The 12,929-nt window shown below is 41.3% G+C and carries 11 protein-coding genes; 5 read left to right on the forward strand and 6 right to left on the reverse strand.

Annotated features, from left to right (window positions below; all coding sequences use genetic code 11):
• Positions 1–5: 5 nt before the first annotated feature.
• Complete coding sequence (locus H9X96_RS00930) at positions 6–2,369, reverse strand: TonB-dependent receptor (protein WP_187664471.1); 2,364 nt, start codon at positions 2,367–2,369, stop codon at positions 6–8.
• 353 nt (positions 2,370–2,722) lie between these two features.
• On the opposite strand from H9X96_RS00930, the gene H9X96_RS00935 reads away from it, so the two are divergent.
• The 4 genes from H9X96_RS00935 to H9X96_RS00950 are packed head-to-tail and all read left to right on the forward strand — an operon-like array spanning position 2,723 to position 6,430.
• Complete coding sequence (locus H9X96_RS00935) at positions 2,723–3,553, forward strand: hemin ABC transporter substrate-binding protein (RefSeq protein WP_187664472.1); 831 nt, start codon at positions 2,723–2,725, stop codon at positions 3,551–3,553.
• On the forward strand, positions 3,547–4,593 hold the full coding sequence (locus tag H9X96_RS00940) for an iron ABC transporter permease (RefSeq protein WP_187664473.1): 1,047 nt from the start codon (positions 3,547–3,549) through the stop codon (positions 4,591–4,593). The genes H9X96_RS00935 and H9X96_RS00940 overlap by 7 nt, the downstream gene beginning before the upstream one ends.
• The gene (locus H9X96_RS00945) at positions 4,593–5,390 is read left to right on the forward strand and encodes a heme ABC transporter ATP-binding protein (RefSeq protein ID WP_187664474.1); all 798 of its coding nucleotides are present in this window, start codon (positions 4,593–4,595) and stop codon (positions 5,388–5,390) included. Before H9X96_RS00940 ends, H9X96_RS00945 begins: the two co-directional genes overlap by 1 nt.
• A 14-nt stretch (positions 5,391–5,404) precedes the next feature.
• Positions 5,405–6,430 carry a hemin-degrading factor gene (locus tag H9X96_RS00950; RefSeq protein WP_187664475.1) on the forward strand — a complete coding sequence of 342 codons (1,026 nt, stop codon included), beginning with the start codon at positions 5,405–5,407 and terminating at the stop codon, positions 6,428–6,430.
• 250 nt (positions 6,431–6,680) lie between these two features.
• On the opposite strand, the gene H9X96_RS00955 is transcribed toward H9X96_RS00950, so the two are convergent.
• From H9X96_RS00955 to H9X96_RS00975, 5 genes are all read right to left on the reverse strand, one after another.
• The gene (locus H9X96_RS00955; RefSeq protein ID WP_187664476.1) at positions 6,681–7,754 is read right to left on the reverse strand and encodes a serine hydrolase; all 1,074 of its coding nucleotides are present in this window, start codon (positions 7,752–7,754) and stop codon (positions 6,681–6,683) included.
• Positions 7,755–7,803: 49 nt separating this feature from the next.
• A complete protein-coding gene (locus H9X96_RS00960; RefSeq protein WP_187664477.1) occupies positions 7,804–8,274 on the reverse strand; it encodes a DUF1572 domain-containing protein in 471 nt (156 codons plus the stop codon).
• Between the two features lie 110 nt (positions 8,275–8,384).
• Complete coding sequence (locus tag H9X96_RS00965) at positions 8,385–9,092, reverse strand: LytTR family DNA-binding domain-containing protein (RefSeq protein ID WP_187664478.1); 708 nt, start codon at positions 9,090–9,092, stop codon at positions 8,385–8,387.
• A gap of 23 nt (positions 9,093–9,115) precedes the next feature.
• Positions 9,116–10,189 carry a sensor histidine kinase gene (locus tag H9X96_RS00970; protein WP_187664479.1) on the reverse strand — a complete coding sequence of 358 codons (1,074 nt, stop codon included), beginning with the start codon at positions 10,187–10,189 and terminating at the stop codon, positions 9,116–9,118.
• A 247-nt stretch (positions 10,190–10,436) separates the two neighbouring features.
• Positions 10,437–11,153 (reverse strand): DUF4397 domain-containing protein, encoded by a 717-nt coding sequence (locus tag H9X96_RS00975; RefSeq protein WP_187664480.1) that lies wholly within the window; start codon positions 11,151–11,153, stop codon positions 10,437–10,439.
• A gap of 338 nt (positions 11,154–11,491) precedes the next feature.
• Here H9X96_RS00975 and H9X96_RS00980 point away from each other — a divergent pair, with 338 nt between their 5' ends.
• On the forward strand, positions 11,492–12,913 hold the full coding sequence (locus tag H9X96_RS00980; RefSeq protein ID WP_187664481.1) for a DNA/RNA non-specific endonuclease: 1,422 nt from the start codon (positions 11,492–11,494) through the stop codon (positions 12,911–12,913).
• The last annotated feature ends 16 nt before the right edge of the window (positions 12,914–12,929 follow it).

The following is a 12,929-nucleotide window of genomic DNA, read 5'->3' on the forward strand; positions in this document are numbered from 1 at the left end:
TGAGTTTAACCTTTAAAAAATCTCCAGCTGATTCCGGCAATAATTACCCTTCCCTGCTGAGCAGGCATCAGCTGATCCCGGTAATCCATCAGGTTCTCTGCCGTAAACTGCAGTTGTAAATGTTTGTTATAAAAAGTCTTTTGCAGGGCCGCGTTAAATAAGAAATAGCTGGGCACATACGTATCATAAGGATCGATAAACAAGTTGGCACTATTGGCTTCTGTAAATCCATATTTACTCCGGTAATTGACGCGAAAGGATCCAGTAATTCCGGAAGGTTCGTGTTCATAACTCGCCCTGATATTGGCCATGTGCCTGGACCTGTTGGCCATCCCAAAATAATCTGATCTTTTAGAACGTCTCGGTGGATTTATGCCGTCATAAACCTGGGCATATAAGCCGGTACCATTTTTTATAGCTTCAACAATACCTAAGTCGACCGTATATAACAACTGGTAACCGGCAGAGAGACTTAGTTCTTTTGTTACTTTCCAGCTCATGCCAATTTCCGTTCCGGCAGTATAAGCTTTAGCTACATTAATATAAGAAAACACCTGCTGCTGATTGGTTTTGATCGCTACTGGCTCAGCACTAATGAAATTCCTCATGTCGTTGTAGAAAATATTTACATCCAGTTTGATGGAGGAAATCGGATTATAGGCAAAGCCTCCGCTATAAGAAACCGACCTTTCCGGCCTCAGTGTACCGATTTGATTGGCAATTGGGAAAATACTCATCATCTGTCCGACATCCTTTAACAGCTGGATTTCCCGCCAAAATTCTTCTGCTCCAAACACGGTATAACCAGTTTGCACATTGGTAAACACCATGTATAGCTGCTGGAAACTTGGTGTTTTGAAACCTGTTCCTATCGATGCTCTTAGCGTCAGTTTATCAAATGGCTGATAACGCAAACCTACACTTGGGTTTAGTTTAGAGCCATATTTATCATGGTAATCAAAACGCGCACCTGCAGTCATATTGAGGCTGGAAGACAAGCTCCAGTCTGCCTGGCCATAAGCAAAATAATTGCTCATGTTCTTTTCATCACGGTAATAGGAATTGTCCAGTATTTCAAAAGCAGCCCCCAGACCACCGGTCAGGTTTAGTGTTTGAAAAAACTGATGACTGCCCTGAGTTTCCAAACGGTGTAGAAATTGCTTAAACCGACTTCCAGGAATGATCGTATTGGTATTTAAATCGGTCACATCCTGCGCAGTTTGATACCTCGTCAGGTAATATTGTGTCCTCAGTTTAGTCCCATTTCTGAAGTTGTTGTTCAAAGCGAGCGAAGCATTTAAATCATGTTCGTCTAAAATATCTTTGCTGGGAACAACCCCATAAGAAATATCATTCACAGAATGTCTGTTGGCATAGCGACCGTTAAAACTCAGGCTGCTGATCTCATTTAAAAGGTAACGGCCACGACTTTGAAAAGAATAGCTATCAAAAGGAGGTGCCGTTTTCCCTTCTTCCAGGTAAGGATTGGAGTTAAAACCATCCGTTCGGTAATAATTCCCAGATACGTAAACCGATCCTTTCTTCCCTGCAAAAGGCGTTTCTCCTTCTAGCGTAGCATCCAGCATGTTAAAACTGCCATAACGGATTACGGCTAAACCCTGCGGCTGCGTGATATTTTTACGGGTCACAATATTGACTACCCCTGCCAGGGCTTCACTGCCAAACAAACAAGAGGAAGCCCCTTTAATGATTTCGATCCGTTCGATATCAGATACGGTTACTCTGGAAAGGTCAAAATTACCACTGTTTCTGCCTACCATTGGCTGACCATCGATCATAATCATGGTATAACCACTGTCGAAACCCTGCATCTGTAAGCCTACCGCCCTATTTCCTGAACCAATATCACTAACGATCGCCAAACCGGTCTGTTCTTTTAAAACTTCATCCAACCTGCGGCTGCCCATCTGTTCTATTTCTTTTCTGGTGATCACCCTGCTGGGCATAGTGGTACGAGTCATGTCAATAAAATTATCTGGATTGCCATGTACACCATTCACGCTGACTTCCTTTAGAGATTCGTTTTTACGCAGCAACCTGATCGTTATCGTGTTTTTATTGCCTGCTAAAACTTCCACTTCCTGAGTGTAAGTCTGAAAACCTATCGCCGAAATCCGAAGAGAATAAGTCCCAGGATACAATTGATCCATTTGGAAGCTTCCTTTAGCATCAGTTAAAGCACGCTTTCTATCAGGCTCTAAAGCTACAGTGATTCCAGAAAGCGCCTTATTGGCATCGTCATAGACGATCCCTGTCAACCTTCCTTTAATGTCCTTTGCAAAACCAGCATTGGCCAGGAGGATCAGTAACAGTAATAAGTATTTTTTTCCAGCGCTAAGAAAGACCATTTATGTTCAGTATTATTTTTAATCAGTCTAAATAAAGTAGGCAAATATGCTTACATTTACCAATATCTTAGCAACGCAAAAGGGATTATTTTTAACCTTTTCGGGATAATATTTACGGAATCGGGATAAATTATAGACAGAATTAACCAGAATATCATTAAAAAGAGAGCAGCTCAAAAGTAAACAACAAACTAACAATCAGGAAATTGACGCAAAAATCAACTTTACAAACACCCGCATATTGGCTATTAAAATGCAATGAACCCAATACCGACAATCGCAAATAATTTATTTGGAATCAGTATAATTAAGCATTCCTTTGCATCGTAATCAAGCCCATACCCTTTTTAAAAATGACTAAAACCCTTCATTCTACCTTACTGCTGCTCTTATGTTATGTCTGTTCTTTTGCGACGGCTCCTCAGCGAATCATCACTTTAAGCGGTGCCATCACAGAAACTGTAGATGCTTTAGGATTAGGAAATCAAATTGTAGCCGTAGATGTAACGAGTATATACCCAGCTTACGCAGCAAAAGTACCCCGGGTAAGTCAAAACAGAGTTTTATCTGCGGAAGGGATCATTTCCTTTTCTCCAGACCTGGTGATCGCGCCAGAAGGAGACATTTCGAAAGCAATTGCGTATCAGTTAAAATCAGCAGGCATCTCCGTAGTCAGCATCAAGCAGGAATTTTCGCCAAACGGCAGTATTAAATTTATCAGATCGGTTGCTGCGGCAGTCGGACAAAGCCCAAAAGGAGAAATGTTAGTCAAACAACTCTCTTCTAATTTACAGCAAACCTTAGCAGATATCAGTAAAAACCCAAAGCATCCAAAAGTGCTTTTTGTTTATGCACGCGGTACAGGTGTAATGATGGTAGCCGGCAAAAACACGAATATGGATGCAATGATCAGCCTTGCTGGTGGAAAAAACGCTGCACAGGGATTTTCTAACTATAAGCCATATACCACAGAAGCACTGGTGAACGCCAATCCAGACCTGATTCTGATGTTTGATTTCGGATATAAAAGCCTTGGAGGGATCAACAGCATTTTAAAAATGCCTGGGGTGTCGCTCACCAATGCTGGGAAAAATAAACTAATAGTGCAGATGGACGGGGAATTGTTAACAGGTTTTACGGTAAGATTGCCACAAGCCATCAAAGAACTAAACAGTAAATGGTAATCAAAAAAGCAAGCTTATACATTGCACTGGCCCTCGCCTTACTTCTTGCCGCCGCCTTTTCATTGGGATTAGGTGCCGTCAAAATTCCAGTTACTGACGTATTGATTATGCTGGCTAAAAAACTGGGGTTCTTTGCCGAACACACGATTTCCGTACAGCATGAGGGCGTCATGCATATTGTACGCCTGCCGAGGGTACTTTTAGGCATTTTGGTAGGTGCGGCATTGGGAATTTCCGGTGCTGCTGTTCAAGGGATTTTTCGCAATCCACTCGCAGAACCCGGATTAATTGGAATTTCGGCCGGTGCTTCCTTAATGGCGGTGATTGTGATTGTCTTAGAAATGGCCTTGTTTGCCGGATTGAGCAATCTACTAGGCTATTATTTACTGGCATTCGGCGCCTTTGTCGGAGCCGGAATCGCAGCTATAGTGGTGTATCAAATCTCCCGTACAGATGGGAAATCCAATGTAGCCACAATGCTGCTGGCAGGCATTGCGATCAATGCTTTAGCCGGTGCATTAACAGGCCTCATCACTTATATGGCCGACGACCAGCAATTGCGAAACATCACCTTTTGGATGTTGGGAAGCTTAGCTGGAGCTACATGGGAGACCGTAATCGCCATTCTTCCTTTTGTACTCCTGCCGATTTTCATCCTGCCTTATATGGGGAAAGCGCTCAATGCTTTTGCTTTAGGAGAGACTCAGGCCAACCAGATCGGCCTGCGGGTAAACCGGATCAAGCGCAATGTGGTGATCCTTTCGACCCTCGCCGTTGGCGCTTCAGTAGCCATATCAGGGATCATTGGATTTGTAGGTCTGCTGGTACCGCATACGATCAGACTCCTGATTGGTGTCGACAATAAATATGTGCTTCCGGCATCTGCATTGATGGGTGCATTAATGCTGACCCTCGCAGACATGCTTTGCAGAACGATCATTGCTCCTATTGAGTTACCGATCGGTGTCATTACCGCCTTATTGGGTACTCCGCTATTCCTTTACATATTAATTAAAGATAAAAAGAAACTGATTTTATAATGTTAATCGCCGACCACATCAGTTACCAAGCAGGAAAAAGAACGCTGGTTAAAGAGATTTCTTTTGGCCTGCGCCCGGGCGAGATGCTCGTGATACTGGGTGCCAATGGTGCCGGAAAATCGACGCTGTTACGGCTGTTGAGTGGGGAAATAAAACCTTCAAATGGAAGCATCAACTTACATGGTAAATCTATCTCCAGCTACTCTTCGCCAGAACTCGCCTTAAAAAGAGCAGTACTAAATCAACAAAACATCATAAATATGGCCTTCATGGCACAAGAAATTGTCATGATGGGACGTTATCCTCATTACCAGAACCACCCAAGTCCAAAAGACAAGGAAATCTGTGATGAAGTAATGAAATTAACCGGTATTAGCCAGCTTGCAGAACGTTCTTACCTCAGTCTTTCCGGGGGCGAGCAACAAAGAGTACAATTATCCAGAATTCTGGTGCAGATATGGGATGTGCCCAATGCTTTGCTCCTATTGGATGAACCGGTTTCTGGATTAGACCTGCAATACCAGCAGCAAACCCTGGCCATTGCCAAAGCATTAGCCAGCAAAGGTTTTATGGTGATCGGTATTCTCCATGATCTTAACCTGGCAGCGCAATATGCAGATCGGATTCTGATGCTTAAAAACGGCAGGAAATGGTATGATGGAACCGCCTCAGAAGTGCTGAACACCAAAAACATCTATGAGGTTTTTGAAATCGATGCCGATGTTTTTACCAACCCGAAAACACTAAAGCCCTTTTTTATCCCTAAAAATACAAACGTACAAATCAATTCATTTTAACCCAACACCCCTTTATGATCACTGCAACCAAGCCCCTTAAAGAAAAATACGAAGCCTATAAAATTGCCAACCCTAAGAAACGCATCAGAGAAGCAGCACAGGAATTACAGGTTGCTGAAGCAGAATTATTAATGACAGGCCTGGGTTCGACCGTTACTTTTTTACAGCCTGATTTCGAGAAGATTCTGGAATCGGTACCTTCTTTAGGTTATGTAATGGCCTTAACCCGCAACGAATATTGCGTAAATGAAAGAAAAGGTGTTTATGAAGATATTTCCTTTACACCGCATGCAGGTCTGGTTTTAGGTGCCGACATCGACCTTCGCCTGTTCCTTCGTGTCTGGAAATACGCTTTCGCAGTAGCTGAAAATGACCGTCAGAGTTTACAGTTTTTTGATGCGAATGGAAATGCGATCCACAAGATTTACCTGACAGACCGTAGCAATGTGGAAGCTTATAAAGCCTTAGTTGCACAATTCCTGAATGCTGAACAAGAAGCTGTATTGATTGAAGCAGCTCCAGCAGCTGCCCCAGCAACGGAACTTCCAGATTCGGAAATCGACGTAACTGGTTTCCAGGAAGCATGGAATAAAATGGCCGATAGCCATGAGTTTTTCATGTTATTGAGAAAATTCAAAGTAACCAGAACTCAGGCCTTACGCCTTGCACCAGCAGGAAGAGCAAAAGAAACTACTGTTGAAGGATTTAGAAAAGCAATGACCGCCTGCTCTGAAAAACAGGTTCCTGTGATGGTTTTCACTGCAAATGCAGGCTGTATCCAAATTCACAGCGGAAATATTACAAAACTGGTAGACATGGGGCCGTGGTTTAATGTTTTAGATCCAGAATTTAATTTGCACCTTCGAGAAGATGAAGTTCACAGCGTATGGCAGGTGGTTAAACCTTCTACCGATGGCGATGTCAACTCTATCGAATTGTTTGACAAAAACGGAGAAATGATTGTTCAATTTTTTGGTAAACGCAAGCCTGGAATCCCTGAATTGGAAAGCTGGCGTGAAGTCCTGAAAGAATCGCTTTAAATATGACAAATACACCCACATCAGAAAAAAAAGCCACCATTATAAAATGGGTAAAGAAATTTGGTTTCTGGGGATTTCTATTCTTCCTCATCAAAGGCCTGCTCTGGCTGGCACTTGGTTACTGGGTTATCAAATAAGCTTAATTTAATAAGAAGGGATATTTCGTTGATTTTCAACCTCGACAAAATATCCCTTTGTTATTCTATAATCCTTTTTATTTTGATTCCCCGTTCTCTCTTGATTCCCTTCTTTATTGTGAGCCTATCTTTTCAATCTGATTGATCACCTCATTAATTCCTCTTAACTTACCAGCGGGAATTAACATCCCATTGGCCAAAAAAATAACAGTAATCTTACTCGCAGGAAACTTTCTAAATGCCGTGGCCAGCCCTCCTGAAAACCCATAAGATATTTCCCCATCTGTTTTAATCAGGTCAAATCCATAGGTAAAATCTCTTTCCTGCTGGTAGTGATAGGGTTTCAGCGCTTGCTGCTTCGTACTTTCTTTAATCAATAAGCCCTCATCAAATTGCTTGTTCCAATTGATAAAATCATTTAGACTGAGGTTTAAACCAGCCGTACCATACATATATTCCGGAAAAAACCAGTTGCGCTTCAGCATCGTTTGCTCATTTTCATAGAGGTAACCGTAGCTTAAATTTTTGACTACCCGTAAATTATTTCCTTCAAAAACAGCCGAATTCTTAAAGCTGGAGAACTGATTTTCTATGATGTATTGGGCTAAAGTTTTGCCAGTGATTTTTTGAATCACACGGTTTAACAGCCAGAAGTTGGTCTGGTTGTAATCGAACTGATTTCCCGGCTGGAACTTGATGGCATCTTTGTAGACTTTAGCTTTCGCAACGGATTCCTCTCTTTCAGTTTCATAATCTACAATATCAGGTAAGCCAGAAGAATGTGTCAGGAGATTTTCAATTTTTATTGCTTTCCAGGTATCCGGCAAATCTGCTATAAACTCCGTTATTTTGCTATCTAAAGAAAACTTTTTCTGTTCGATCAATTGGTATGCGGCCACCACAGAAAATACCTTGGTAGTAGAAAATAAAGGGAAGACAATCTGATCATTTAAAGGGATGTTATACTCAACGTTAGCCACACCGTAGCACTTTCTATGAATCACTTTTCCATCTTTTATCAGGGCTAAAGCGAGGCCAGGAATATGGTATTGCTGCTGGACCACTGTGATGTATTCGTCAAGATCTTTATTCAGCTTTGTGCCTGTTACTGCGTTCTGGGCACTGGAATACATGGCAGTGCTGATCACAAGGAACAACGCCATCAGCAAGAGCAATGGTTTTTTCATGAATGGGTGGTTTGATTTATCTCCTTGTAAATATATAATTTACAGCCTACTATTCTTTCGAATTTAGTATCTTTTTGATCAGCGTAATCTGCCCGAGATGGTAATGCGTATGTTCAATAATTCCATGAAAGTTCCTAAAATAGTTTCCGTACTTAGCTGCTACGAAATCTTCAAAAAGTTGAGCTTCATTCAACTGTGCTATCTCCAATGCAAACAACTCCGCATCCCTCAACGCTTTGGTCACTAACTCCTGCCAACCCGCTTCAGAATTTATCGCTGGTCCGTCAAAGCTCAGTTCATCACTGGCATCTAACACTCCTCCTTCCAACACTTTTAATACCGCAGCCACATAGTAATTGGTATGAAAAACCAAAACTGCAATGGTATTCAAGTCGCACACTTTTGTGGTTGCTTGCTGCCAGTTTACATCGGCTAAAGTGTCTTTTAAATTTACAGTGGTCCAGTTTCCACCAAAATGAACATCACGAAAGTGTTTTGCGATCTGATTAATGTCGTCCATATCCATAATTTTGGTTAAAAGATTAATTTTTTGCAACTATAAATTTGGAAAAAGATACTCAGAATACAAATATTCATGGGACAATAAGCGAGGTTTAGGACATGTTTTACCTAAAAATTCATTTTAGCAATATAATTTTGAAACTGCTGACGGTAAGCTTCTCCAATGGGAATTTCAACACCAGCGACGGTAATCTGTGACTTCTGGATAGACTCAATTTTATTCAAGGCCACTATAAAAGACCGGTGAACCCTCATAAAATGCCCGGAATTTAACCTTTCTTCTACTATTTTGAGTCCCATTCTTGTCGTCACCGGTTTTCCCTCAAGATTGTTGATTCTCACATAGTCTTTCATCCCTTCAATGAAAGTAATCTCCTGCATTTTCACTTTCACTAACGCGTAGTTGGCGTTGACAAAGAAGTGATCATTTTCATCCAGTACTACCTTTTTTTGTAAATGCTTACTTTGGTATACAGCATGGGCCTTTTGTACTGCCTTTAAAAACCTAGGAAATGGTACCGGCTTAATCAAATAATCTACCACATCCAGCTCAAAGCCATCCAGGGCATGTTCTCCATAAGCGGTCACCAGAATTACCATCGGCGAATGTTCCAAAGACCTTAGTAATTCCAGTCCATTAATTCCGGGCATCTGTATGTCCAGAAACATCAGGTCAATCTGCTGGGTTTTTAGGATTTCCATCACCTCCGCAGGCCTCCGACAGCAGGCCACAGTAGTTAAATAAGGAATCTGACGAACATTGTCTTCCAGCAAGTCTAAAGCTGGTTTTTCATCATCAAGTAATAAACAATTCATATTATAATTCTATTTGCAGCTGCTTATAAAGCGATTTGCAGCTTCACTGTAAATGTTTCCTCATTCTTTTCAATAGAGACCAGGTGCTGATCGGGGTAAAGCAATTCCAACCTCCTGCACACATTAGGCAATCCGATTCCGGAGTCCTTTTCCACAGAATGCACCTGTTCCGCAAGGCCATTAATCACCATCAGGTGTAAACTCCGCTCCGCTTCTTCCATTTTCAAAAAAACATCAATAATTGGGTGATTCAGCTTCCCTATTCCATGCTTAAAAGCATTTTCGACAAATGGGATCAACAGCATTGGCGCAATAGTAAAGCGCTCAAAAGGCCCGGTCAGGTACAAGTTAACCTGGATATCATCGCCAAATCTGAGCAGCTGTAAATTGATGTAACTTTTAAGGTACTCTACTTCATTGGCAAGGCTGATTCTGGCACCATCATGGTCGTACAGCATATAGCGCATCAATTGCGACAAACTGATTAAAGAAGGCTCCAGCAATTCCGACTTTTTCCTGGCCATAGAAACCAGTGTATTCAGTACATTGAACATAAAATGAGGACTGATCTGCGAGGAAAGAAAGGCCAGTTCCGTTTTAAGATTTACATTTTCTAACTCTTTAATTAATCCTTCCCGAGCGATTTTATCATGGTATAACCGATAGCTAAAACCAACCGTAATTACAAAGGCGAAAGGGATCAGGGAAAGCCATAAACGGGGATTACCAGGTCCTGACTTGCGGACTCTCCTCTCCTGATTCAAGCCTCTTTCTGCCGCTAAGCGCCCCCTGAATTGCGGTCTTGAAGGCATAATCAAACTATTTAACCCTATAAATACCAGCAGGCAAAGCAAGAGCAACCCAGCATAAATCCAGGAACCAAATTTGCAGTCTTTTAAAGGGTAGATCAGGTAATAGTGCAGATAAAAAATCAAGATCAACAAGACATTAAAGAGCACCTCATGCTTTAACATTTCCGCTCTCATGTTTGCAGGAAAATCATTGCCTCTAAGTAGAAATGGCAGACTCAATAATGGCAATCCAATAAAAAGGGGAATCAGGAAATTAAAGACTTTACTGTAGGTCGATTTTGTCATTAGAAAATATGGTTTTCTATCCTGACGAAGCCATTCCAAGCTGTTCATTACTAAGTTTAGGATGGTTTCATCTGCTCTTCAAATGTAAGCTTCGAAGTATAAAAATGAGTGAAAATAAATGTTAAGGTATGTTAATGTCTCACCAGAATATTTAAGGATTCAGCGCGCATCGCTGTAACTATGCCCGGGCCATTTTGCTGATCACCTGGCTATATTCGTATAAAAGCCGGAAATGGTCGCTTTCCCATTACAGATTTGTAATCAATTGCGTAGAAAAAGGCTGATCGTTGTTACCCGTTGCATTTTGCAGACCTCTGGATATGATGGTGTAATATTTTCCGGCCCTCAGGGTATTATCTGTCAGACTGGTTTTCAGCTCCTGCGAATCATGGTCTTTGAGCTGCAAATTAAAAGTGCCCGGATCTACCGCGATAAATTCGCTGGCTCCCTTATAGGAGATATTGCTGATGATGTTTCCTTTGTCTTCTATAGCAAAATCCAATGCCTTGGTATCCGGCGACAAATGAATGAACCTGATGAAGGCCATTTCTGTGGAAGCTACAGTCATCACATCCTTCACCAGCAGGCCATCCAGATTTTTTCCTTGGTCAATTGCGAAATAAGAATAGGCGCTGTTCTCTGAGAGGGTAATGGTTTTACTGAGCAAAGCATCGCTGCTGCCTGCGGTTGTAAATTTCATAGCATGATCGCCTGGTGTGTATTCTACATAGTTTAATATTCCACCAAAGGCAATCGCGCCGGTATTCACCTGTGTACCATCCAGGGAAATATTGAACGTACCCAAAGTTGGAGCAGCATTGATGATACTCAGATAGGAAGTATTGGTGGTGACCGTATCGCTCTTCATACAAGCCGTAGATAGCTGGATAAATAAACCCATCATCCCCCATAGCGTGACACTTTTCAACCTGGTCCCCATTGTTTTTGTAGATCTCTTCATCATAATTTTAAAATTTAGCGGTGTATTGTTTGTTTACTCCTGCGAATTTTGAGAATTATGGTGTTAAGAAATGTTAATTGAGACGAACGGGCTCAGAATTGGGATGAAGGGGTTGATTTTGGCGAAAAAGAAATGATTTTTAATAAAAAAACCTCACTTGATTGTACAGATGAGTTTTTTTTATGTCCTAGATTAAGGTCAACAAATCTAAAATTACCTTTCAGAGTTATAGAACTGATTTCTATAGATTAAAAAAATAATGTTAAGCATTGAAAAAATCGGATGATTATTTAACGTTTCATTAATATTAATCTCTTTATTTTGGGCCACAAATCAAATTTATGAGAATAAAACACTTACTTATTTACAGTTCCCTGGTTATCTTCAGTTTAGCTGGTTGTTCCAAACAAATCACATCGGATGCAATTGAAGCTCCAATAGAAAAGCTTCCCGAAAATTATAAAATCACAGAAGATTTTGAGAATGTTACTAAAACTGGTTACGCTGCAGCCGACATCAGTATCTCCACCGGATCCTGGAATTTTGACGATGCCTTAGTCGGTGATCTAGCCGCAGATCTTAAAAACGGAAAGAAAAGTGTCCGTATGAGAACTGGAAAAATCACCATGAATTTTGACGTAGCAGGCTTAAAAACCTTATACATCAGTCACGGTAAATACGGAAAAGACGCAGATTTCACCTGGCAATTATTGATCTCAGAAGATGGAGGAACAACCTTTACACGACTTGGCGCAGAGATTCAGGAAAAGAATACCACATTGGTAACTGACTCCTTCAAAATTGACGCTAAAGGAAAAGTTCGCTTCCAAATCAAGAAAACCAGCGCAACAGTACGCCTGAATATTGATGACATCGTTTTTAAAGGAACCGGAGAATCAGGCATTATCGTAGGTACTCCTGATACCGATCCAGGGGAATACCCTTCTACACCTCCAACTTCTGATCCTTCAAGAGATCTTATCATTGGCGCTGACGCGCAACCAGCTACTGGTGACGATAGCAATGCTCTTTTTGGAAACCCTTCTTCAGCCAATGGACTAACTCCGGATAACTACTTGTTAGATATGAGCTATTATGTTCAGTCTTACAGCAGCAGCCGCGGTACACCAAACTGGGTGAGCTGGCATTTAGATCCAAAAACCATTACACAAGTCACTAAGCGATTAGATAATTTCGCAGGCTACTCAGGTTTACCTAGTAATTTTTACCAGGTTTCTAATACCAGTTATTATAATTCAGGTTTTGATAGAGGTCACAACTGTCCATCGGCAGACCGTACCAGCTCAACAGCAGCAAATGGTGCAACTTTCCTAATGACAAATATGATCCCTCAAGCACCAAACAACAATCAAAAACCATGGGCAGACTTTGAAAATTACCTACGATCTCAAGTAGTTTCAGGTAATGAAGTTTACATCATTATGGGAAGTTATGGAACTGGTGGTATTGGTAAGTCAGGAGCATTAACCACTACAATCGATAACGGAAAAATAACCGTTCCAAGCAATGTATGGAAAGTAGCATTGATTATACCTAATGGTAACGGAGATGCTTCCAGAGTGAGCACTTCTACCAGAGTAATAGCTCTGAATACACCAAACGTCAACACTATAGATACGGATTGGAAAAAATACATTGTTACCGTTAGAGATATTGAAAAATCCACAGGTTACAATTTGCTTTCTGCATTACCTCAAGGAGTGCAGGATGTGATTGAAAGCAGGAAAGATGCTGGCAACTAATCAGCTAGATTCAACT

Source organism: Pedobacter sp. N36a (assembly GCF_014472395.1).
Classification (GTDB): Bacteria; Bacteroidota; Bacteroidia; order Sphingobacteriales; family Sphingobacteriaceae; genus Pedobacter.